The organism is Synechococcus sp. KORDI-100 (genome assembly GCF_000737535.1).
Lineage (GTDB): Bacteria > Cyanobacteriota > Cyanobacteriia > PCC-6307 > Cyanobiaceae > Parasynechococcus.
Genome location: NZ_CP006269.1, coordinates 2,738,679 through 2,762,173, shown reverse-complemented (window position 1 = coordinate 2,762,173; position 23,495 = coordinate 2,738,679). Strand labels below are relative to the sequence as shown.

Sequence of the window (23,495 nt, the reverse complement as noted above, 5' to 3'; positions counted from 1 at the left end):
CCACCGAAATGGCTTCTCAGTAGTTCGCGCCGCTGCGCCGTTGGTGCACGGCAGTGGAGCCCTCGGCATCAAACAGGCCGCCATGGTTGACCTGGGCATACAGAAGCCAGTGGTCGCCGCATTCCATCCGTTGTTTCACCTCTCCATCGAGCCAGGCCAGAGCCGCTGGAAGCAGTGGCTGCTCGGCGGGGCTGGTCTCCAGTTCAAGGCCTGCGAAGCGATCTGCACCGGGTTCGAACGGTTGCAGGAACTGCTTCATCAGGGCGGTTTCGCGACCTTCGGCCAGCACGTTCAAGGCGAAGCGATCGCCCTTGTGCAGCAGGGCTTCCACGGCACGGTCCTTGGCGACGGCCACCGTGATCCCCGGAGGAGAGAAGCTCGCTTGGCTCACCCAGCTGGCCACCATGGCGCCACTCAGGTCGCCTTTGCGCGTCGTCAGCACGCAGAGGGATCCGAGCACGCGACCGAGGGCAACCACGGCAGGGTCACTGCGGCTTTCACTCAAGCCACCAGCTGAACGTCGCTGGGCACGCTTCTGGATTTTGAGGAGCTCACGTCCAAAGCGGGTACCGGTTTCTTCAAGCTGCTTCACCCGAGCAGCATCAGGACTGAATTTCACCCGAATGGGTTCGAAACCGAACGAGAAGCCGCCATCCCGCAATTTGTTTTCGAGCAGATCCACCGCTTCTCCGCTCCAGCCGAAGCTGCCGAAGACACCAACGGGTTTGCTGCGGTCTCCCTCGGCCAGCAAGGTCCCCAGGGCAGACACGATGGGGGTTGGAGCATGACCGCCAAGGGTGGGAGATCCGATCAGGACGGCGTCCGACAGCTGGATTGCATCCACCAGTTCGTTGGCTGGCGTGAATTCGCAGTTGAGGCTGTTCACCCGGATGCCGGTGCGGCCGATCCCCTGGGCCAGCGCATCTGCGATCGCCGCAGTGTTGCCGTAGGCGCTGGCAAACAACAGCAACACGTTGAGACTTGCCTGCTGATGGCTTTCCCCCCATCGGTGGTAGTCACTCAGCAAACTTCTCCAGCTCGTTTCGATGGCTGGCCCGTGCCCTGGTGCGATCGTGCGGATGTCGAGGTCTTCCAGGCGGTCCACGAGGGTGTCCACCTGCCGCGCCATCGGGGCCATCAGGCAGTCGTAGAAATGGCGGCGCTCCTCTTCGGTGCTGCTGCGGTTGCTTTCGGCCCAGTCTTCAGTGCAGACATGGGCACTGAAGAACTTGTCGCTCATCAGCAGTCCGAGGCGTTCTTCAAATGCCAGCAGTCCTCCCGGCCAGCGGGGTGTCGGGGCCGGCAGCAGCATCAGGGTGCGTCCATGACTGAGCGGCGTGCCCTGCTCATGCCGGATGGTGCGAATCGGGGGTAGATCCGGCAGTGGTGGCGCCTCTGACGACTCTCCTGGAGGGGTTGGCTTGCGCAGAGTCCACAATTCCTTCATCACCTTGGCGCCGGCATTGGATGCGATCAGCTCAAGGCGTGTGTAAGTCGCTGCGAGCTCACGCAGCAGGGCGACCCGATTGGGGTTCACATGGCCGACCACCACTTGGAGGCTTCGGCTGTGATCAGGCATCGCCGCTGCCAGGGCTGGAAGAAACACGTCTCCATAGGCAGCACCTGGGGGGTGAACCAGAACAGCGGCGTGGTGTTCATCTCCCTCGAACAGGAAGCTGTTGGCCGTGCTGCCACGTTCCAGGGCGTATTCCAGCTCGAAGCGGCTGCGTTGCTGGCTCAGGCTGCGCAGGCTGACAGCCCCTGGGTCGATGGGCAGGGTGATCGTTTGCCGTATGGCTGTCGTGGTTGCTGTCGCTGACGCTGTCATCAGTAGTGATTGCCAACCTTGCGATGGTGCACGGCCGTGGAGGCATCGGTGTCAGCCACATTCCCCTGTTCCACCACGGCGTAGATGATCCAGTGATCCGGACCCTCCAGACGCTGCTCCACCCGACAACCCAGATAAGCCAGAGCATCGCCAAGAACCGGACCTCCTTCAGCGACGCCATCCAGGACATTCACGCCTGCGAAGCGATCGGCTCCGGGGGGGAACCGCTTGAGGAAATGCCTTAGCAGAGGCTGGTGATTGTCCTGGCGCAGCACATTCAGCACGAAGCGATCACCCACCTGCATCAGGGCTTCGATCGCTCGGTCCTTGGCAACGGCAACCGTGAGCCCCGGTGGTGAGAAGCTCGCCTGACTCACCCAGCTGGCCACCATGGCGCCACGCCGGCGCCCTTCACCGTCACCCTGGCTGGCGGTCACCACATAGAGGCCACCGCTAATCCGCCCGAGGGCCTTGTCGAGGTCACCGTCAAGGCTTTTCATCGCTGCGATCGTCTTCTCCTTGGTGAGCAGCTGGCCAAGGTCCGTGCCGGACTCCTCACAACGTTGGTAATCACTCCCCTGGGGCAGTTGTTTGATCCGCAGGGGGCTGAACGCCTGTTTCTGCCCCTGGCTGCGCAGTTGATCGGCGACCGCATCGATCGGTTCATCGTTGCCGCCGAAGGCGTCATAGACGCCGACCAGTTGCTTGGGTTGCAGGGCCGCCAGCAGGGTGCCGATCGAGGCTTGCAGGTCGGCATCCGGTTCCGATGGCCAGGTGGGTACCACCACCGCCTTGGCTTCGCCGATCAGTGCAGTGAGTTCCTGGGGATCGGTGGCCCGCAGGTCCACGAGCTGCACCTGGGCGTCCGCCTTGCCCACGCCGTGGGCGATGGCCTGGCTGATTCGATCGGAAAATCCGTATTGGCTGAGGTAGCAGATCGCTGCATAGCTCTCTCCCTTGCTGCGCTGGCCACTCCATTCGCGGTAATCGCTGATCCAGTGGCTGAGGTGATGCCGCAACAGGGGGCCGTGTCCCACGGCAATGGTGTTGATCTCCGGCAGACCATCCATGCGCTTGAGCGCTTGCAGCACGCTGCGGGCATTGGGACCCATCAGGCAGTCGTAGTAGAAGCGGAAATCGGGGGCGATGGCCCCGGGGTCGGCGTCGAAGATGTCGTCGGTGCAGTAATGCAGGCCGAAGGCGTCGCAGGTGTAGAGGATGCTTGTGCCGTGATCGAAGGAGAAGATCGTGTCCGGCCAGTGCAGATTCGGAGCGCTGAGGAATTCGAAGCGGTGCTGGATGCCGCTGTCGGGATTGGTGCCGAGATCCAGTTCCTCGCCCGACTTCACCGCACGGGATCTGAACGGCCTGTGCACCTGGTCCTTGAGGAAATGCAGCGCCACCTTCGAGCCCACGATTTCGATCTCGGGATTGAGATCGATCAGGTCTCCGATCAGGCCGGAATGGTCAGGTTCCGTGTGGCTCACGATCAACACATCGATCGCGGCTGGATCGATCTGATCTTTGAGGAGCGGAATCCAGGTCTTGCGGAATTTGGCGTGGCTGGTGTCGATCAGGGCCGTGCGTTCCCCCCGCACCAGAAAGGCGTTGTAGGTGGTGCCGTTGCGCAGCCCGAATTCAATGTCAAAGCGGCTGCGATCCCAGTCGAGGGATCGAATCGTGGTGGTGTCGGCGGCGATGGCCTCGCACTGCAGCGACAGCTTCGGAGCGGCTGGAGCGACGACCATGAATGCGACCGTGACGGATATCGACTTTACGGAGATTTCGTGGGGGGGCGGCGGCGGAGACTGGTCGCAACCGCAACCTCGTGATGGCGTCATCGACGCTGCGACGCAGCATTGGGCCCGGGATCCTCTTGGCCGGTGCCTGCATCGGTGGATCCCATTTGATGTCGTCCACCACGGCGGGAGCCCGTTTCGGATTTGCACTGGTGGGCTTGATCCTGCTCACCAATTTGATCAAGTATCCCTTCCTTCGCGTGGGCACCCGCTTTACAGCGGCCACCGGGCTGTCTTTGTTGGAGGGCTTCCAGAAACGCAATCCGCTCTACCTGCCGCTGTACCTGGTGGTGAGCCTGGTCACCGGGACCTTCACCATCGCGGCGGTGAGTTTTGTGGCGGGGCTGCTGCTCACCAACATCCCTGGGTTGGCAGGGCAGGATCCCTACGGCCTCTCGATCGGGGTGCTGGTGGTGAGTGGCCTGGTGCTTCTGCTTGGTCATTACCGCGCTCTCGACCGACTCTCAAAGCTGCTGGTGGTGCTGCTCACCCTGCTCACCGGACTTGGGGCGGCGTCGTTGCTGATCCGCGGACCCGCTGGTGATGTCGCCGCGAGCTGGGTCGGCGCTGATCCCAGCCCCTGGACCCTGGCAAACCTGGCCTTTCTGATCCCGCTGATGGGCTGGATGCCTGGACCGGTGGAAATGTGCGTCTGGCCGTCCTTGTGGATGTTCTCCCGGGCCCGCGACACCGACCACACCGCCAGTCCGCAGGAGGCGGAGGTTGACTTTAATCTGGGCTATGGCGTCACGGTTGTGACGGCCCTGTTCTTCGTGGTTCTTGGTGCCTACACGATGTACGGCACAGGCGACGGGATGCTGGCCGGCACCGGTCTGTCCTTCGCCCAGAAGCTGATCAAGCTCTACACCGCCGCCATGGGGGGCTGGGCGGCCTGGGTGATCATCCCGGCGGCGTTCTCCGCCATGTTCAGCACCACCCTCACCTGCCTCGATGCCTACCCCCGCAGCATTGCGGCGATTCAGGGACTGCTGCGGGGGCAGGACCGTGGCGATGCAGCCCCTGGACCTCAACGGCGTCGTTACCAGTTCTGGGTTGTGTTGCATCTGCTGGTAGCCGTGTCGGCACTGGTGGTGGCCAAAGGTGGTGGCATTGGCGTCAAGGATTTTGTCTTCGCTGCAATGACGGGCAGTTTCCTGACCGCACCATTGTTCGCCTGGATGGCCATGGACACGATCAACAGCTCCCTCGTGCCCGATGCCCACCGTTATGGACCGTTCATGCGAGCCCTGTCCTGGTTCGGGTTGGTGTTTTTGGGCGGTTTCAGTCTGCTGTTCATCGCCAATGCTTTCTTCGGTCTGGGGGGTTGAGCGAGGGCGTCTGCAGCAAAAAACCCCGCCGAAGCGGGGTGGGGTGTCCGTTCTTCCTCTCCGTTTGGTCCTCAGCTCTCGACCTTCACCGTCACGCTGGTGTGGCTGACGGCCTTGCCAGCGGTGATTTCCAGAATTCCGTCGCGGTAGGTGGCCTTGAGCTGGTCTCGGTCGAGACCGCTTGAGAAGCGGAAGCTGCGGCTCCAGGTCCCGGTGCGGAACTCACTCAGCAGAGCCGGTTGTTGGTTGTCGGCTTCGACGGCGGCTTTGCGTTCGGCACTCACCATCAGAGTGCGGTCCGTGGCTTTCACCTCAATGGAATCCCGTTCGACGCCAGGAAGTTCGAGGCGAACGGTGTAGGCACCGTCACCGTCGATCACTTCGGCCTGGGGGATGCGCTCAGCGGTGGCCATTTGCTGCTCGAGTCGCTCGAACAGATCGAAGGGGGATTGGCGCAGGGTCAGCATGGTTGTTACTCCTGAAGGGGAACATCAGCGGACTGTTTTGATCGCCCGCCATCACAATTTGCGTCAGTTGAATGAGAACCAGAAGCGTGAGAACCGCCCGTTTTGATTCGGTCTGTACTGCAGAGTTCGGTTGGCACCACAGGGATGGTGTTAAAACCGAATGCTTTCAGCTCCAAGCGAATCCGCTGAAGCAAGCGGATCGAATCTGAGGGGGTTCATCGCTGCGTTGTGGTGCTGAATCAGCCCACTGGAGTGCCTGTGTCAGCCCAGGGCAATGCCATTGTCGGTTGCCCCAAATCCATAGGAGCCTGTCTGCCCATCCCTAGCTTTCACCTCCACGTAGTAGGTGCCGGTATAGGGCGCGATGACGTCAAAGGAGGTTAGGTTTTCAGGGGGATCGAAATACTCATTGTTGTCGACCACATGGCCGAAATCGTTGTATATGGCTTTGACGTAAACGTTGTTCTGGCTGTCTAGTGTTCCGCTGCCATTGAAGCCAAGTGAAACCGATTGACCCTTGTTGATGCTCAAACTGACCCAGTCGGATTTAGCACTGTTACTGATGCTGCCGGTGATGTCATCCCCCCCCCCCAGGAATATGGGGCAGGGCTGCCAAGGTTGAATTGTTCGGTCTGGTTTTGTACCTGAACGGTGATCTGGGCGGTATCAGTTTTGCCTTTGGCGCTTGCACTGACACCTAACACAAAGCTCTTTTGGGTCTCGTAATCAAGAAACTTAGCGGTTGGAACCTTTTCTTTTGAAAGAGTAATTTTGCCATTGCTGGGGTTGATTGTAAACAGTTGCTCCTCGTTCCCCGAGCTGATGGCATAAGCAAGAGCATTGCCGTTGCCGTTGGTATCTCCTCCTGATTCGTCTGATAGGTCGACGATTTCATCGCCGGGCTTGATGCTTTCATTCACTTGAACCGTCTGGGCTTCCAGGGAGGGAGATGTGTCTGCTGGAGCGGGATAGCCACTGACATCCGTTACCTTGATGGTGATCACAGCCGACCCCGATTGGGATCCATCGGAGGCTTCAACAGTGAGTTTGTGCGATCGCTTGGTGTCGTAATTGAGTGATTTACCTGCGGCAATCGAGATCACGCCAGAGTCGGGGTCAATGGAAAATAGCCCATCGTCATTGCCAGTTTCGATGGTGTAGGTGAGTTTGTCTCCGTCGGCATTGAGGTCTTTGCCGGATTTGCTGTCTGCCAAATCAATGATTGTTGTGCCTGCCTTGGCGTCCTCTGCAATCGTTGCTTCGGTTTTTTTCAGAGAGGGCTTGGCTGCATTAATTGGCTTGTTTGTATCGTCTGGAACGGGGGTTGGATTGTTGTCACTCGGCTTTACATCCTCATCTTTAGGCGTTGTTTTCTCGTCAATTGGATTTAATAATCCATCTTCAGGAGTTGTCTCTTTGGTGCGTGTGTCAAAAGGAAGTTTCAGGGTATTGGAAGCATTGTTTTTATTGCCGGCTCGGTCCTTTAATATGTTTTTTTGGAATTGAATTTTTATATGGCCATTGGAATTGGCTGTTGGTATTACTGAGATGAAGAGTGTGCCCTCAAGGGTTTCGTAAAGTGATTCGACGTACTTTTCGGAAATAAGGACGTTCTTGTTTTGAGGAGCCAGAACTTTTCCTACTGTTCCATTGCTTATTTCGAGGCCTTTCTTGAGTGTCGAGGGTGTCGCAAATATATTTCCCCGGTCTCTCGCTTTGAGTGTTATGAGCATGTGGTCTGGATTGATGTTATGTCTGCGCTTGATATCGTTCAGGTACGAGTTAACTATTTTCTCTTGGCCAGGCGAGCGACTTAGGCCATTTCGTAATTGTTCGCTTGAGTCCAGTCTTATGCTTGGGCCGTTCGTGTCAACTGCGAAGGATATTCGATTTTGTTTCGAAATCTTCCCAAGGCCATTCGAAACTCTTGCGGTTAGATAGTGAGGCTGATGTCCATAGACGCGTTTGTATTGTTTGTTGGATTGGAGGTTCTTCGCTGGCTTAAAAGTCCAGCTTTTTCCTTCGGGCGTGGCATAGCCCAGAAATCTGTTTCTTGCTACTTTGTTATGCCATATTCTGTGCTTATTCCAGATCTCGATTTGTTCACCTTCTTTGAGCTTGCTGCTTAATGTTCCAGTGATCAAGGGTCTAGCATTGCTTGTGTCATTGGATAGCTTGTTTTTTTTGAGTTTGATGCCATCAATTTGTAGGATTTTTGCCTCTGCCTCCGGTAGGGTATCGACCGTGACCGACTGGGAATCGGTATGTTGATGATTTCCGGCAGGATCGATTAGGCGAGCGAAAATGTTGTGCGTGACATTGGCTCCATCTGGGAATTTTTTCAGTTCTAAATCCCACTTGCCTGATTTGGGCTCTGCATAACCGTGATGAAGTGTCACGGTTTTATTGGCCTGCTTGTACGTTGAGAAGACTTCAACTTTTTCTTCTTTTTCGGGATTTCCTTTTACGATTCCATGAATCTCCAATGAGTCTGGGCTGACCGGCTTCCCGGGGTTTAGATTTAAGGGCCCTTTTTTATCGGAAATGTAGTCAATAAATGCTTTGGCTCCTGAATGTTCTGTGTCGATGGTGACAGTGAAAAATAATTGTGGTGCGCCCCATTGGCCTGCAATGTACCCCTTCATCTTATTGTTTTTTAGTACAACGTCGGGGAGATTCCAGTCTCTGGATCCCTGCCAGAGTTTTTTTAGGTTCAGGCTATGGACAACTTCTCGTTTTGAGTTGTTAATGCTTCGAGATCCGCCCTGCAGTGGAATGATTGCTTTTCTCCAGTTTTCGTCAACGTTATAAAGCCTGATTTCCTGCTTTAATCCCTTTAGTCCTGAAGAAAACTTGTACCGGAATTCAATTCTGCTATTTTGGACAAAGATTTGAGGTCGGGTTGACGTTTGTGTACCCTCCGGATTTGACGGATGTAACATTGATGGATCCTTTTCTGGTCGAACCTCTTAGTGGCTTGCCTTCCATTCCAATGCCTTGATTGATCTATTTTGTAGGGATTTTGTGAAAACAGTTTTTTGTCTATAACTATTTTTTTGTTTTTGCGGCTACTTTTTAGATCTGCCACCAATCCCTGAAGCAGGCCGCTTGGCCGCAGACCCGCTCGCCCGCATCCCAGAGGGTCCAGATCCTGGCGTTGTCGATCATGAATCGCCGCCCTTTGCGGCTGATGCGAATACCGCGATAGTTCTGCACCGCATCCAGCCGTTTCGCCTGGCCTAGGGCGCTGCTGCGTTCCGCCCGTTCGCTGTCCGGAGCGGTGAGCCGTGAGGGCATGCCGATCAGCTCATCCCAGTGGCTGTCCCACAGCTGCAGGGCAGCGGCGTTGGCGTAACTGAGCTTGGGATCCTGCTCCGTGCCGTGGGCCAGCACCGGAAAGCCGCAGGCGAACAGCTCCTGGCAGAGCAGGCGTCTAGAGCGGCCCGTTTGGGCGGCGGTGATCAGGGGCCTGTTGAAGGCCCGTTGATGCGACTCCAGCAGCATCGCCGCCAGCGCTTGAGTCTCCGCGGCGAGCCAGGCGGCATCGACCATGGCTTCAGGCCACTCCACTGCTCGTCAGCTGCCAGCCGCCATGGCCTGCAGCATCGCCTGCTGGGCACTGGCCTGGCCGTGGGCCTTGAGATTGTTCAGGAAGCTGTCACGTGCCTCGGGGAAACGCGGGTCCTCCGCCAGGGGCAGTTCACCAGCGGCATCGAGGCCTGTGTCGCCATCCATTGCTGGGGTGATTACCACCAGATCGCCATCGAGGCTGCGGTCGTAGCGCCACCAAAGCGAAGGATCCAGCACGGCCGGGTGAGGCGGCAGCGGAGCCGAATCCTCTTTTGTTGCACCCGTCTCGCTCTGGGTTCCCTGCTCAGCCAGAGCCGCCAGGGCCTTGCGACGTTGTTCCGCCAGGTCCTCCAGCAGCTTGGCGCGGTTGCGACCTCTGAGTTGAAACAGCACGAAGGGGTCTTCGCTGAAGCGGTCTCCCATCAGGAAATACACCGCGCTGATGTGTTTGCACGGATTGGCTTTGTCCGGGCAGCTGCATTCACTGCGGACCTCCTGCAATTTGAACGGGAACAGCCGTTTTCCGCTTGCAGCGAAGGCCCGTTCGATGTCAACCGGCATGATCCCCGCCAGCAACTGGGCAGACCAGCGGGCCTTCTGCGTCAGAGCCTCCAGGACGTAGGCCCAGTCTTCATCGTTCAGCACATCCAGCCACAGCTTCACCTTGTAGGGCTCTTCGCCGGTGCCCTGGACGCGGGCATGCACCCGGCGTCCTTCGAATCTGATGGAGGTGACGTTGCCCTCGCGGGCATACCCCCAGGCGCGCTCCAGACGTTTCTTGAAGCGGTAACCATTGATCAGTTCCATCCATTGCTGCACCCACCAGGGCTGCTGGCCAAGCCCTTCATCGCCGATGGCGGTGATGCCGTTGTTGTTGCCGTTGGTGATCGTCATCGTTGTCTCCCCATGATCAGCTGTCCTCCAGGGCCACGAGGTCTCGCAGCTGATCTCCCGCAAGACTGCCGAGCCATTCCTCCCCGGACCCAACAATGTCCTCTGCCAGGCGAGATTTTTCGCGAATCATCCGATCGATTTTCTCTTCGACGGAGCCGCTGGTGATGAATTTGTGCACCATGACCCGGCTGGTTTGGCCGATGCGATAAGCGCGATCGGTTGCCTGATTCTCGACGGCTGGGTTCCACCAACGGTCAAGGTGAAACACATGGCTGGCCCGGGTGAGATTGAGGCCAACGCCTCCAGCTTTGAGAGACAACAGAAACAGCTGCGGTCCGCGGGGGTCTTCCTGAAAGCGATCCACCATGGCCTGGCGGTCGCTTTTGCGCGTTCCTCCATGCAGGAAGGGCACTTCAGCTCTCCAGCGCTGCTGCATCCAGGCTTGCAGAAGATGCCCCCATTCAGCGAACTGGGTGAACAGCAGGGCGCGGTCTCCCGCCTCGATCACCTCATCAAGGATCTCGTCGAGACGCTGCAATTTGGCGGAACGGCCCAGGAACTCTCTGTCGACCGTCTCTTCCCTGAGGGCCAGGGCAGGGTGGTTGCAGATCTGTTTCAGCCTGGTCAGCAGACCCAGGACCTGACCGTGACGTTGACCGCGAGGAGCCCTGGCAATGGCATCGAGGGTGTCCTCCACGGTTTTGCTGTAAAGCGATTTCTGCTCCTTGCTGAGACCAACCCATTCGCTCAGTTCAACCTTCTCGGGTAGGTCCGAGATGATCGCCTTGTCGGTTTTCAGTCGTCGCAGGATGAAAGGCCCCACCCTGGCCTTGAGATCACGGAGCGACGACATGTCGCCGTAGCGCTCGATCGGCAGGCGGTACCGCTGGCGGAAGAAATCCTCCTCTCCCAGGACTTTGGGGTTGAGAAAATCCATCAGGGCCCACAACTCACTGACCCGGTTCTCCACCGGAGTTCCTGTCAGTGCAATGCGGAACCGACTGTTTTTGCCGGCTCGGGCCAGATCGCGAGCCGCCTGGCTCTGTTTGGCACCGGGATTCTTGATCGCCTGGGCTTCATCGATCACGACTCCCTGCCAGTCCTGGGTTTCCAGGAGTTCGCTGTCCCGTTGCAGCAGTCCATAGCTGGTCAGGACCAGATCCACATCGTTCAGGGATTTCTTGAGGGAAGCGGGAGTGGAGGGACGCCGCGGTCCGTAGTGTTCGCGCACGGAAAGGTCAGGCGTGAAGGCTTCCGCTTCCCGTTTCCAGTTGGTGAGCACCGAGGTTGGCGCGACTAGCAACACCGGTCGCTTCAGTTCCTGTTCGGTTTTGAGGTGCTGGAGGAAGGCCAGCAACTGGATCGTTTTGCCGAGACCCATGTCATCGGCCAGGCAGGCGCCCTGGTCAAAGCGGTTCAGAAAGGCCAGCCACCCCAGCCCCCGTTCCTGGTAGGGCCTCAGCTGGCCGCAGAACCCGTCCGGAGCCGGTAGTGGATCCGGAGCTTTCTGCTGGTGGTACTGCTCGAGAACGGCCTGAAGCCTTGGACCGGCTTCAAAGTGATGCACCGGAAGCCGCATCAGCAGCTCTCCTTCCGTGGCCGTCAGTCGCAGGGCGTCATCGAGACTGAGTTCCGGGTTGGAACCGCAGAACCGTTCGGCGTTTTTGAGATCGTTCGGACGCAGTTCGATCCAGGCCCCTTTGTGGCGGACGAGGGGACTGCGTTTGCCGCTGAGGCGCTCCAGTTCCCTGAGCGTGAGCGTCACGCCACCAATCATCAGATCCCACGACCAGGACAGTGATTCCCCAAGGGTGAAACCGCTCGATCGTTCGGGCAGTTCCGCCTTGATCGCGAGGCCGAGTCGGCTGGCCAGACCCCCCGAGAGGCTTGCCGGCAGATCGACCCCCAGACCGGCATCACGCAGCTGGCGTGCAGCCGTGCGCACCAGAACGAAGGCCTCGGCGGGCGTGAGCTGCATCGTTTCCGGTGTGGCACTCTCGAGCCCCCGCTCGATCGGCGGGAAGACGGTGAGGGCACGCCCGAGTCCTTCCAGCAGGACTTCGCCGGGTTGTTCGACTTTCACCTCCCCCAGCTGCAGGGTGCTGGCTCCCGAAGCCCAGGCCGACGCTGCGGGCAGTTTGAGACTCGGGTCCGTTTCCGCCTGCAGGGCGAAGCGCAGTTCCCAGAGGTCTTCCCCTTCGGGCGGTGTTTGAAGCTCCAGGCAGGTTCTGGCGGCGGCGACATCGCCGGCGATGCCCTCTCGCCAGTGAAGGCTGGTACTGGACAGGCGCTCCGCATCCTCTTCACCGAGATCGATCACGCCTGTCTCTGACCCCAGTGCGTGCTGCCAGGCGCTCAGCAGGGGGTCCAGGGCATCGAGATCGGGCTGAAAGTCCTTGCGCAGCAGAGCATCCACAAGATCCTCGAGCAGCGTCGCCACGCGCAGACGACCACTTCTGGGCCGACAACAGGCAACCGGGTTGGCGGCCCGCATCGCCTCGGGACGCAGGCGAGTCATCCGGTTGCTGCGTCTCCCCATGGGTTCGCGCCAGGGCAGGGCACAGGTCGCGACAAGCGGCAGGCTGGTAGCGAGATCCTCAAGGCGTCTGCGGTCTTCCTCCCGGTTCAGCAGCGGTACCCAGCGGGCTCTGTGGGGATACCCCTCACCCTTGCTCAGCTCGACCTGGGGAATCCAGCGACCACGGGCCACCAGACTGAGGGCCCAGCGTTGCAGATGGCTCCACCACCGCAACTCCTCCGCCAGATCGGGATGGCGGCCGGAGAGGGGAAGTCTGCACAGCCACTCCGTCGCTGCTGAGGGCTCCAGAGCCAGACCCTGCACCTGCCAGGGCCACCATTCGGTCTGTTTGGGGATGGGTTCGCCGGCCTGGAGCGGCAGACCGGTCCAAGCCGGTTCGTCCTCCGCAGGGGGATCGCTGGATTGGTTTCGCGCTTTACGCGGTCGAACCGATCGGCTCGGCAGGGTGAGGCAGGCGGTGGCATCGATGCTGCCGGGTGGAGCCAGATCGCGCTCACTCAGCCAGGCTCGAAGGTCTTGCTCGCCGAGGGTGAACGGATGGGAGGCTGGCGTCAGTCCTGGTCCGGCCGGTGTCGCGACTCGCCAGGTGTCAGCCCAAACAAGCAGTGCCGGTTGTCCGGAACTGCTGGGAGTGCGGATGGCGGGAAGCCAGGTGGCGTGCAGCAGGCTCATGGCCGCGACGCGGGCAGGAAGCGATGGGTGCCGTGGAGCAGGACTGCGCTGCCGATCAACGGCAGCCAAGCCTTGAGAAGCTCTACCAATAATGATGCCAGAGCGTCTGCCTGCAAGGTCTCCAGGTTCAGAGGCAGGCCAAGACTGTGCACGCCGCAGACGGCACCAACCAGTCCAGCCTGCAGATGGCCATCATCCGGATCCACCCGCTGCAGGTGGAAGGCCAGCAATCCGTAGAACACACCGCACCCACCGGAGCGGACAGCCTCCTCAAGGCCCCACCCGAGGCTGAACAGTCCGGCGCAGATTCCGGCCAGAAGGGCCCAGCCGATCGAGACGAGGCGAAGCCGGGACCTGACCTCGGAATCGCTTGGTGGATCGGCCAAGGCTTCGGGAGGTTCAGGAGCGATCATGACGTCTGGAACTGCCTTTACGTTCATGGCTGCCGCGGCTTCGTCGACTTCTGCAGCGTCTGCGCCCCGGACTGGTGAGGAGATTCGGGCGGCGTTCCTGCGGTTCTACGAGGAGCGTGGACACCTGGTTGTTCCCAGTGCGTCGCTGATCCCCGACGACCCCACGGTGCTGCTCACCATTGCCGGGATGCTGCCCTTCAAGCCCGTCTTTCTGGGACAGCGTGAGCGTCCGGCGGCTCGGGCGACCAGCAGTCAGAAGTGCATCCGCACCAACGACATCGAAAACGTGGGCCGCACGGCGCGCCACCACACGTTCTTCGAAATGCTCGGGAACTTTTCCTTCGGGGACTACTTCAAGCAGCAGGCGATTGAGTGGGCCTGGGAGCTCAGCACCACCGTCTACGGCATCGCGCCTCGCAACCTCGTGGTGAGTGTTTTCCGGGAAGACGATGAAGCCGCAGCCATCTGGCGAGATGTGGTGGGGGTGGATCCGAAACGCATCATCCGCATGGATGAAGAGGACAACTTCTGGAGCTCTGGTCCCACCGGGCCCTGCGGTCCCTGTTCGGAGATCTATTTCGACTTCAGGCCTGAACTCGGAGATGACGCGATTGATCTTGAAGACGACGACCGCTTCATCGAGTTCTACAACCTGGTGTTCATGCAGTACAACCGCGACGCCAGCGGCACGCTGACACCATTGGCCAACCGCAACATCGACACCGGCATGGGTCTTGAGCGGATGGCACAGATCCTTCAGAAGGTTCCCAACAACTACGAGACAGATCTGATCTTTCCGCTGATTCAGGCTGCTGCCTCCCTGGCAGACGTTGACTACCACAAGCTCGACGTTGCCGGACAGACCTCTCTCAAGGTGATCGGCGACCACAGCCGAGCTGTGACGCAACTCATCAGTGATGGAGTCAGCGCCAGCAATCTCGGCCGCGGCTACATCCTCAGACGTCTGCTTCGCCGGGTCGTCCGTCATGGACGACTGCTGGGGATTGATCAACCGTTTCTGAAGACCATGGGCGAAGCGGCCATCAGCCTGCTCCAGGGAGCCTATCCCTCGGTTCTGGAGCGTCGCGATGTGATTCTTTCGGAGCTGCAACGGGAGGAAGCCCGTTTTCTTGAGACGTTGGAACGGGGCGAGAAGATGCTGGCCGACCTGCTTGCCGTTGAGCCGGCTCAGATCAGCGGTGAGCAGGCTTTTGAGCTGTATGACACCTATGGTTTTCCGCTGGAACTCACCCAGGAGATCGCTGAGGAGCATGGTCTCGGTGTGGATCTCTCCGGTTTTGAGGCGGCGATGGATGCTCAGCGGCAGCGCGCGAAGGCGGCAGCCGTCAGCATCGACCTCACCCTGCAGGACGCGATTGATCGGGTGGTCTCCGATCTTGAGGTGACCAGTTTTGATGGCTACCAGTCACTCGAACGCTCCAGCATCGTTCAGGCCCTGGTTGCGAACGGGGAACCCGTCACTCACGCCGGTGCGGGGGATGCAGTCCAGGTGGTGCTTGAGGCAACACCGTTCTATGGCGAAGGGGGTGGTCAGGTCGGCGATCGGGGTGTGCTCACCGGCAGTGATGTGATTGTTTCGATCGAGTCGGTGAGTCGTCACCGCGACGTGTTCGTTCACACCGGCCGGATTGAGCGCGGTCAGCTGGCGATCGGTGACAGCATCACCGCCCAGGTGGATCGAAGGTCTCGTCGCTTGGCTGAGGCCCATCACACGGCAACGCATCTCCTGCAGGCGGCGTTGAAGCAGGTGGTGGATCCCGACATCGGCCAGGCTGGATCACTGGTTGATGTTCAACGCCTTCGCTTCGATTTCCACTGCCCCCGTGCCGTGACCACGGAGGAGCTGGAACGGGTCGAGAGCCTGATCAATGACTGGATCGCTGAGGCCCATCCGCTCAGGGTTGCCGAGATGGAGATCGAGAAGGCCAAGGCAGCTGGAGCCGTTGCCATGTTCGGTGAGAAATACGCCGATGTTGTGCGGGTTGTCGATGTTCCGGGCGTGTCGATGGAGCTCTGCGGCGGCACCCATGTGGTCAACACCGCTGAGATCGGATTGTTCAAGATCGTCGCCGAAAGCGGTGTTGCCGCCGGCATTCGCCGGATTGAAGCCGTTGCCGGTCCTGCAGTGCTGTCCTATCTGAATGAGCGGGACGCTGTGGTGAAGCAGCTGAGTTCCCGTTTCAAGGTGCAGCCACCGGAGATCGTCGATCGGGTGGCGGCGCTTCAGGACGAACTCAAGAACACGGCCAAGGCCCTGGCAGCAGCGCAGGGGGAGTTGGCGGTGGCGAAAGCGGCTGCTCTGGCTGAACGCGCGATCAAGGTGAGCGGATTCACGCTGTTGGTCACACGTCTCGATGGGGTCGATGGAGCTGGTCTGCAGAGTGCTGCACAAACTCTGGTTGGGCGGTTGGGTGACATGGCCGCGGTTGTGTTGGGGGGGCTGCCGGACCCATCTGATACGGGAAAAGTGATTCTGGTGGCTGCCTTCGGGAAGGATGTGATCGGCTCAGGTCTCCAGGCGGGCAAGTTCATCGGCGGCATCGCCAAGCTCTGCGGCGGCGGCGGTGGCGGTCGTCCGAATCTGGCCCAAGCTGGGGGGAGGGACGGTGCTGCTTTAAGCGAGGCCCTTCAGAGTGCCAACCAGGACTTGATCGTCGCGCTGTCCTCCTCCTGATCGGAATCGTGCCATGACGCCTCTGACGCCCGATGAACTTGTTCAGGCTCCTTTGTTCGCTCCGTTGGAGCAGGACCAGCTGCGGCAGCTTCTCGATCGTCATCGAGAGACCCAGCACGCCGTTGATCAGATTCTCGTGATGGAGCAGGACTGGGGCGAGTCCGTGTTTTTGATGCTGTCCGGCCTGGCCAAGGTCCGCACCTACACCGCTGATGGTGAAGAAGTGGTGATGTCTCTTTTGGGTGCGGGAGATGTTTTCGGTGAACTGGTGGCCGTGGATGGATCGGTTCGATCTGCTGATGTGGTCACGTTGACCTCTGTTCGGTTGGTGAAGCTGCGGATCCAACCGTTCTCGACGTTGCTGCGTCAGAGCGCTTTGTTCGCTCTGGCCCTGGCCACACTCGAAACCACCAGGCTGCGGGATCTGAATCGACGGTTTGCTCTCCAGACGGCAGACGCCACATCGCGACTTCTTGATGCGATGGCCTACCTGGCGCGAAAGAGTTCGAAGGAGAATGATCCACTCGCCCTGATTCCTCCGTTGCCACAGAAAGAAATCGCTCTGTTGGCCGGGCTGGCACGCGAAACGGCTTCCCGGACGCTCAGCAAGCTTCGCAGTCGGGGGACCGTGGAGGAAAAGCAGGGTTCTCTGCAGATCGTCGATCCTCAGCCTCTGATCAAACGTGGCCTGATCGACTGAGAACCGGGATCGTCGGACCTGATCGGGGGAGCCACGGGGAACGGAGCCATGCTGTGGAGACAACGTCGACTGCGTCGGCAGCTCATTGACGTGCTCAGGAGGGCTTGAGTTTTGCTGGAGAGGTTGTTCCTGCCTAGGCTCGTTATTGATCCGAGGTCATAAGCATGGGGTATGAATGCCTTTGATGTTGAGCTCTTTTCAGCAACCTTTGGATCTTCTGATCATTCTGATTCTTGGGCATTTTGTTGCAGATTATCCATTGCAGGGAGACAGGATGGCCATTGAAAAATGTCCTGGTAGTGATGTCACGATGGATTGGAAATGGTGGCTCACCGCGCATACGGCAACCCATGGATTTTTTGTGGCGTTATTGACTGGTGTTCCACTGCTGGGCCTTGCAGAAATGGTCTCACACTTCTGTATTGATTTTGGTAAGTGCAGAATAGGATATTCACTGCTCGTTGATCAGTTCTTGCATTGTTTTTGCAAAGTTCTATGGGTCATTGTCATCATGGCAATGGTTTGATCATGTCCTGCCTTGTTCGCCAGTACTGACATGACTGTTGCGTTGCTGGCCGCCCTCTGGGTGCTCACCTTTGTACTCGGTCGCATTCGACAGTTGCAGCTCTTGAGATTCAGCAGGCTGATCCCCAGCATGGTGTTTTTCAGGGTCTCGATCACGGCCGCTCTGATAAGTCGATTCCTTGTGGCTGCTGGCATTCAGGGTGACGTTGTTGATTGGATCCGTCTGGTTGCCAAAACCGCTGTTTATGTCGCTGTCGTTGAGATCATTCTGGATTTGATCTGGGCACTTTCCGCTCGCCTGAGTTCGCGTGGGATGGCGCCACCACGCATTCTCAAGGACTTTTCCCTTGTTGCCGCATCAGCCATTGTTGTGACGGCTGAACTGAGGAGTCAGGGTTTGTTGACCACGGTCGGTTCAGCGGCCATTCTTGGCGGCCTGGCGTTCATTGTTGGCCCAGGATCCGCCTCACAGATCAGCAACATATCGTCGGCTTTGACGGTTCAGGTGGAGCGTCAGTTCGCCGTGGGCGACTGGGTTGAAATAGACGACAAACAAGGACGCGTTGATAATGTGACCTGGAACAGCACTTATCTCTACGATGATATCAATGATCGAATGATTGTGTTTCCAAACTCATTCATTGATAGCGGGAAAGTAATCAATTTTTCAAGACCTACCGACTCCCGGTATCGGCTCACCGTTGAGATTGGTCTTTCATACGACATGCCTCCAGGAGAAGCGATTGCTCTGCTCAGGCGCGTCCTCGACCGTCAGGAAGGAGTCGTCGAGCAATCGCATAATGTAGTTGCCATTCGCTCGTTCGATGATTCGTGTATTTCATATGTGTTGAAATTTTTTGTTGAGGATTTCGGGGCTCGCCATAAGATAAAAACCGAAATTTACTCTTGTGTGTGGTATGAGCTGGAGCGCTCCGGCTATTCTGTTCCCTATCCTGTGATTGACCTTCATACTCACCATTCGGCTCGGCGCTTGCATTCGGAAAGGCAGCAGTTCATTCAGTCACAAAGTTTTGAACTGTTGCGATCCATCGATCTTTTCGAATCTCTGTCTGATAAAGAGATTCATGGCATTGTCTGTCAGGATAAGGCGCTTGCATTTGGACCTGGCGAAATCATCGTTGTCAGTGGTCAGATCGGCGGATCGATGTATGTGCTGTTGGAGGGTGTTTGCTCTGTTTTGATCGCTGATCCCTCCGGAGGGGAGCATTTTGTGGAAATCTCTAAGCTGAAGCGGGGCATGATCTTCGGTGAAATTGCTGCACTGACCAATGCGTCCCGCACGGCGTCTGTCAAAGCAATTGGTCATGTTCTGCTTCAGGAAATCAGTCAGCAGCGGATTGAGGATGTTTTCCTCAAGAATGAGACAGCGATGGAAGCTTTCGCCAAGGTGATGACCTGCCGAGAGGCAGCTCATCGCAGTTTTACACCTGATCAGCAAAAATCATTTGAACTCAGTCTGATGGATCGAATGACACAGACCTTCAACAAGTTCTTCTCCAAATAATTGAGATGGTCTGCTTTCCGCCTCCCTCCGATGTCGTCAGCATTGAGCTGCTGAGCTCTTGTCGCTCTTGAAACCTTCATTCGTTCAGCTCCAGTCAGTCCGGTTTCGCGGCTGCGGCGTGGCCCTGGTGATTGCAGGGTTGATTAGTTGCAGCCTGGGTCTCAGCCCCCATGGCCTAACCGATCCCCGCAGTCGTTTCCCCGGTCGTCGGGTTGGGGGGGGCACACGTGGTGAATGTTCCAGTCGCCTGGTGGCGCATCTCGTGCCGGACACCAGTGTCTATGGATTGCCGCCGTCGGGAGATCTCGCTGTTCTGCTGGGTCCCACGGCGACGCCGGTGCCCCTCAGCATTCACCTGAAGCCGGATTCCGGAGCTCCGCGTCCGTCCCGAATCGTCCCTTCGGCACCAGCTGGAATCCTTGTTTTCCGCGTCGCTCCGGTCACGCAGCCCACGGTGTGGGAATCCTTTTTCCAGTGTGGGTCTGAGGCTGGTGAATCAGAGGACCCGCTCGCTTTCGTCTCGACGTCGTTTCCGCCGGCTGTCAGCCTGCTTTTGCCCAGTCGGAGTCCGGAGGATTCCGCCGTCGACAGGGCGATCGGAGGTCTGCGTCGCAGCTGTGGAACGTCTGTGCCCACCGAGGCGACGCTGTCGACGTTTGGCCTGGCCGATGTGATCAGTGCTGGCTGGCCGGCCAGTCTGCCGGTGCTGTGTCCATCCTGAGTTCGTGCACCGAGATGGCCGCTTCGCGACCGCGCACCTGAATCGGCCCCCAGTGATCCAGGGGCAGGCGATCTCGAAATTCAGCATCCAGCAGATTCAAGGTGCTGTCAGACACAAGAACACGCAGTGCGCCCTCATGACGGGTCTTCTCCAGACTCTCCAGTCGGGACGCACAGTTCACAGAATCCCCGATCACGGCGTATTCGATCCGCTCTGAGCTGCCCATCGATCCCACCAGGGCCACTCCTGAACTGATGCCGGCGCGCATCCGCATCTGCGGCGCCTGCTGTCGCAGGAATTCCTCATTCAGCTGTAGGAGTCCGGTGTTGATCTCGATGGCAGCTTCGATGGCGGCTGCGGCTTCGGCTGCGGGATCAGAGCGAATGGGTACTCCGAACACAGCCAGCATTCCATCGCCCGTGAATTTGTTGACCATTCCACCCCGACGGGTGACAGCGGGAATGCAGACCGCCATGCCTCGGTTTAGCCAATCCATCAGCTCCCCAGGTTCCAGCTGTTCAGAGACCGAAGTGAAATCGGCTGTGTCGATGAACAGCACGGTGACAGGCAGCTGCTGACCCTTGAAGCGTCCGTCTCGCAGCAGGTCCTCCCGTTGATTCCACAATTGCTGAGCCACGGCCGGTGAGGTGGTCTGCCCCAGCAGCCGACGGATCTGTTGCGAATGCTGCTGGCTGATGGCTCCGCGTCGCACCCAGGCGGCACCGCTCATGCCGAGAAGTGCACTGACGGGCATCACCACACCAATCCAGACGTGCAGTTGGGACAGCAGCAGCAACAGCCCTCCGCCGAGACTGGCTGCGGCCGCTGAGGTCACCATCTCACTGCGCTGCAGTTTCTGGATGCGTTCGCCCAGCAGCACCCCACCGATGCCGCTGATCAGCACGAGCAAGAGATTGCCCCAACCGGGCATGATCCAGCCGACCGGCATTGTTTGGCTGCGTTGGTCCAGCAGGGCGGCGATGCGATTGGCATGGATTTCCAGGCCTGCAATCTGGAACAGCTCGCTTCCCTGATGGAAGCGGCTGTGGGGTACTTCGAAGAGATCGCGCAAGGATGGAGCCGTACTGCCGATCAGCACAATCCTGTCCCGGATCGACTCCTGAGGAATCTCACCATCGAGGAGTTGGCCGAGGTTGTACTGGCGGTAGCTGCCGGGCTCCCGGAACAGCAGCAGACTCTGAACGCCGAGGTCGGCTTCCGCCTCGTTGTGGTAGCCCCCGGAGTTGGCACCGACCCAGGCGCCATGGTGGGTCCCAGCTTCGATCGCCCTGCGCAGGCTGCTGTCTCCCGTGGCGACCTCCATCACCCGCATGGGAAAGGCCACCATGGATTCATCCTGGCCGGTGACGTGCACAAGATCACGGCGTAGCACACCATCGGCGTCCACCGTCATGTCGTTGTAGGACTGCCGCTTCGCCGGCGTCCCGGGGACTGGACCGATGCCGGCGGCCACGTTGGAGATCGAGATCAAAGTCGGGTTCGTCCTGAACCGATCCCGCAGACATTGCTGCTGTGGACCCACGCCGACGTCCCGGTAGAGATCAAAGCCGATGGCAATCGCTCCGTTGCCATGGAGAGTGTCAATGGCACGGCACAGCAAGGCATCGTCCACCGGCCATTGGAAGCGCCTGAGATCGCTCTCCTCGATCCCGATCAGGGTGATGTCCGTCGTCTGGCCGGACTCGGCCGGTCGTCGGTGGATCACCAGGTCGTACAGCACAAGATCAATGGTCTGTGCCAGTCCGGTGGTGCGCAGCAGCACAAGCGCAACGAAGGCTCCCAGGTAGGGGGCGATCCGCCGGGCCAGCTGGGCGGGAGAGGTCATTCCTCCAGATAGGTGGTCTGTCCCAGGCTGAGGCGGAGGTGATCCATAAGGCGGCGGGAGTCGCTGATGTCGAGATCTCCACGTTGGATGGCCGCCTCGGAACCCTGCCGCAGGCGTTCCAGAAGAAGTTCGGGATCGTGCTGCATCACCTCCAGCACATCGGCATTGGTATCTCCCCGCAGAACATGGTCCAGCACATACCCGGCTCCACCGGGATTCAGGCGCACATGGACGGCGTTGGTGCTTCCGAACAGGTTGTGCAGGTTTCCCATCACCTCCTGATAAGCCCCGCCAAGGAACATGCCGACGCGGTAAGGCTCACCATCCCTCAGCTTGTGAAGCTCAAGCAGCGATTTGGTCTGGCCGGAATCAATGAATTTCGCCAGCTTTCCGTCCGAGTCGCAGGTCAGATCGGCGAAATGTCCCAGTTCCGTTGGTTGTTCATTCAGTCGGTGGACCGGCATGACAGGAAAGAGTTGATCGATGGCCCAGGTGTCCGGCGCTGATCGAAACACGGACAGGTTGGCGTAGTAGGTGCACGAGAGGGCCCGTTGCAGACCACGCAGGTCTTCATGGATGGGTTGATCCTTCGGCAGCCGCTGACTGATCTCCCTGGCACAGGTCCAGGTGAGTTGCTCCGCCTTGGCGCGCTGATTCAGTCGGATGTACCCCAGCCGAAAAGCGGCCATGGCGTCATCCCGGAATTTGATGGCATCGTTCCAGGCCTCCTGCAGCAGGGCAGTGTCGTGTTCACTCAGGCTGCGGATCTGGCCAAGCGTGTCACGGAGGTTGCGGACTGGGAGAGGTTCTTCCGGCTCCAGTGGCGGCTCCTCCTCCGGTGTGTGACTGCAGCCCAGAACATTGAAGACCAGGACCGAAAAGTGGCTGGCGATGGCCCGGCCGCTTTCACTCACCAAGGTCGGTACGGGGATTCCATGGGGTTGGCAGCACTCCCGAACCGTGGCGACCACATCGTTGGCGTAGTTCTGCAGGGAATAATTGGTCGAGGCTGAAGAGGCGGTCCGACTGCCGTCGTAGTCGATCCCAAGCCCGCCGCCGACATCCAGAAATCCCATCGGAGCGCCGAGACGGGTCAGCTCGACATAGATCTGACCGGCTTCCTGAAGGGCATCTTTGAGAACGGCGATGTCATTGATCTGGCTGCCGATGTGAAAGTGCAGCAAGCGAAGGTCCTTGAGAAGCCCAGCCTTCTCAAGGGCTTGCACGGTCTGGAGCATTTCGGCGAGGTCGAGGCCGAACTTGGCCCGTGCTCCGACGGAGCTTCCCCAGCGGCCGGTACTGCGGCTTGACAGTTTCGCGCGGATGCCGATGAACGGCGAGGCTCCCAGGTCGTGACTGGCGGCAATGATCCGCTCGACTTCGTCCGTCTGTTCGATCACCACCACCGGCTGGTGCCCGAGTCGACGAGCCAGGATTGCCGTCTCGATGTAACGGCGATCCTTGTAGCCATTGCAGATCAGCAGGGCGTCGGGGTTGCGGGTCAGTGAGAGCGCGATCAGCAGTTCAGCTTTGCTGCCGGCTTCCAACCCGAAATTCCAGCGGTCGCCAGCCTCCACCAGATGTTCAACAACATGCCGCTGCTGGTTGCACTTGATCGGGAACACACCCTGATAGCGCCCGCTGTAGTCGTAGTGAGCGATGGCGCGCTCAAAGGCGGCATGGAGCCGTTCAAGCCGATCCTCAAGGATGTCGTCGAAACGGATCAGCAACGGTGTCTGCAGATCGCGCGCTTCAAGTCCCCTGAGCAGCTCCATCAGGTCGAGGCTGCCGCCCCGATCCCCACGGGGCTGGACCACCACGTTGCCCTTGGCGTTGATCGAGAAATAGGGATCTCCCCAGCGATCCAAGCCATAGAGCTCAGCGCTGCGCGCCACAGACCAGGACTGCTTCGTTCCGGTCAGCACCATGGCGAGCCGCTGGAAAACCTTCGAAAGATAGAGGCATTAGCCCAC

Annotated in this window: 17 protein-coding genes; 6 read left to right on the top strand and 11 right to left on the bottom strand. The window is 59.1% G+C overall.

What is annotated here, in order from left to right; genetic code table 11:
* Positions 1 to 16: 16 nt before the first annotated feature.
* Entirely contained in the window at positions 17 to 1,828 is a 1,812-nt protein-coding gene (locus KR100_RS14175) for a diflavin flavoprotein (RefSeq protein WP_038547401.1), read from the bottom strand.
* Positions 1,828 to 3,576 (bottom strand): diflavin flavoprotein, encoded by a 1,749-nt coding sequence (locus KR100_RS14170; protein WP_038547399.1) that lies wholly within the window; start codon positions 3,574 to 3,576, stop codon positions 1,828 to 1,830. Before KR100_RS14170 ends, KR100_RS14175 begins: the two co-directional genes overlap by 1 nt.
* Before the next feature lie 83 nt (positions 3,577 to 3,659).
* On the opposite strand from KR100_RS14170, the gene KR100_RS14165 reads away from it, so the two are divergent.
* The gene (locus tag KR100_RS14165) at positions 3,660 to 4,955 is read left to right on the top strand and encodes an NRAMP family divalent metal transporter (RefSeq protein WP_038547396.1); all 1,296 of its coding nucleotides are present in this window, start codon (positions 3,660 to 3,662) and stop codon (positions 4,953 to 4,955) included.
* A 71-nt stretch (positions 4,956 to 5,026) separates the two neighbouring features.
* Here the strand turns inward: KR100_RS14165 and KR100_RS14160 are convergent, their stop codons facing one another.
* The 7 genes from KR100_RS14160 to KR100_RS14130 all read right to left on the bottom strand — a co-directional run bounded on the left by KR100_RS14160 (position 5,027) and on the right by KR100_RS14130 (position 13,510).
* Positions 5,027 to 5,422, bottom strand: coding sequence for an Hsp20/alpha crystallin family protein (locus KR100_RS14160; RefSeq protein ID WP_038547393.1), 396 nt, complete (start codon positions 5,420 to 5,422; stop codon positions 5,027 to 5,029).
* 261 nt (positions 5,423 to 5,683) lie between these two features.
* Positions 5,684 to 5,953 carry a hypothetical protein gene (locus KR100_RS14155; protein WP_038547390.1) on the bottom strand — a complete coding sequence of 90 codons (270 nt, stop codon included), beginning with the start codon at positions 5,951 to 5,953 and terminating at the stop codon, positions 5,684 to 5,686.
* Positions 5,950 to 8,364 (bottom strand): cadherin repeat domain-containing protein, encoded by a 2,415-nt coding sequence (locus KR100_RS14150; RefSeq protein WP_038547388.1) that lies wholly within the window; start codon positions 8,362 to 8,364, stop codon positions 5,950 to 5,952. The genes KR100_RS14155 and KR100_RS14150 overlap by 4 nt, the downstream gene beginning before the upstream one ends.
* A gap of 133 nt (positions 8,365 to 8,497) precedes the next feature.
* The gene (locus KR100_RS14145) at positions 8,498 to 8,974 is read right to left on the bottom strand and encodes an MEKHLA domain-containing protein (RefSeq protein ID WP_038547386.1); all 477 of its coding nucleotides are present in this window, start codon (positions 8,972 to 8,974) and stop codon (positions 8,498 to 8,500) included.
* 24 nt (positions 8,975 to 8,998) lie between these two features.
* Positions 8,999 to 9,886, bottom strand: coding sequence for an SWIM zinc finger family protein (locus KR100_RS14140; protein WP_038547384.1), 888 nt, complete (start codon positions 9,884 to 9,886; stop codon positions 8,999 to 9,001).
* A 16-nt stretch (positions 9,887 to 9,902) separates the two neighbouring features.
* The gene (locus KR100_RS14135) at positions 9,903 to 13,097 is read right to left on the bottom strand and encodes a DEAD/DEAH box helicase (RefSeq protein ID WP_038547382.1); all 3,195 of its coding nucleotides are present in this window, start codon (positions 13,095 to 13,097) and stop codon (positions 9,903 to 9,905) included.
* Entirely contained in the window at positions 13,094 to 13,510 is a 417-nt protein-coding gene (locus tag KR100_RS14130; protein ID WP_038547380.1) for a hypothetical protein, read from the bottom strand. The genes KR100_RS14135 and KR100_RS14130 overlap by 4 nt, the downstream gene beginning before the upstream one ends.
* A 25-nt stretch (positions 13,511 to 13,535) precedes the next feature.
* Between KR100_RS14130 and alaS the strand changes: the two genes are divergently transcribed.
* The 5 genes from alaS to KR100_RS14105 all read left to right on the top strand — a co-directional run bounded on the left by alaS (position 13,536) and on the right by KR100_RS14105 (position 19,676).
* Complete coding sequence (gene alaS / locus KR100_RS14125) at positions 13,536 to 16,205, top strand: alanine--tRNA ligase (protein ID WP_038547378.1); 2,670 nt, start codon at positions 13,536 to 13,538, stop codon at positions 16,203 to 16,205.
* Positions 16,206 to 16,218: 13 nt separating this feature from the next.
* Positions 16,219 to 16,905 carry a Crp/Fnr family transcriptional regulator gene (locus tag KR100_RS14120; protein WP_038547375.1) on the top strand — a complete coding sequence of 229 codons (687 nt, stop codon included), beginning with the start codon at positions 16,219 to 16,221 and terminating at the stop codon, positions 16,903 to 16,905.
* 208 nt (positions 16,906 to 17,113) lie between these two features.
* The gene (locus KR100_RS14115; RefSeq protein ID WP_239420356.1) at positions 17,114 to 17,431 is read left to right on the top strand and encodes a DUF3307 domain-containing protein; all 318 of its coding nucleotides are present in this window, start codon (positions 17,114 to 17,116) and stop codon (positions 17,429 to 17,431) included.
* A 30-nt stretch (positions 17,432 to 17,461) separates the two neighbouring features.
* A complete protein-coding gene (locus tag KR100_RS14110; RefSeq protein ID WP_038547372.1) occupies positions 17,462 to 18,955 on the top strand; it encodes a mechanosensitive ion channel family protein in 1,494 nt (497 codons plus the stop codon).
* Between the two features lie 67 nt (positions 18,956 to 19,022).
* Positions 19,023 to 19,676, top strand: coding sequence for a hypothetical protein (locus KR100_RS14105; protein ID WP_038547369.1), 654 nt, complete (start codon positions 19,023 to 19,025; stop codon positions 19,674 to 19,676).
* On the opposite strand, the gene KR100_RS14100 is transcribed toward KR100_RS14105, so the two are convergent.
* Together KR100_RS14100 and speA are read right to left on the bottom strand one after the other, a co-directional pair.
* Positions 19,630 to 21,522 carry a CHASE2 domain-containing protein gene (locus KR100_RS14100; RefSeq protein ID WP_051847580.1) on the bottom strand — a complete coding sequence of 631 codons (1,893 nt, stop codon included), beginning with the start codon at positions 21,520 to 21,522 and terminating at the stop codon, positions 19,630 to 19,632. The two genes, KR100_RS14105 and KR100_RS14100, sit on opposite strands and share 47 nt — an antisense overlap.
* Positions 21,519 to 23,450, bottom strand: a complete 1,932-nt coding sequence (gene speA, locus KR100_RS14095) for a biosynthetic arginine decarboxylase (protein ID WP_038547365.1) — start codon at positions 23,448 to 23,450, stop codon at positions 21,519 to 21,521. Before speA ends, KR100_RS14100 begins: the two co-directional genes overlap by 4 nt.
* Positions 23,451 to 23,495: the final 45 nt, after the last annotated feature.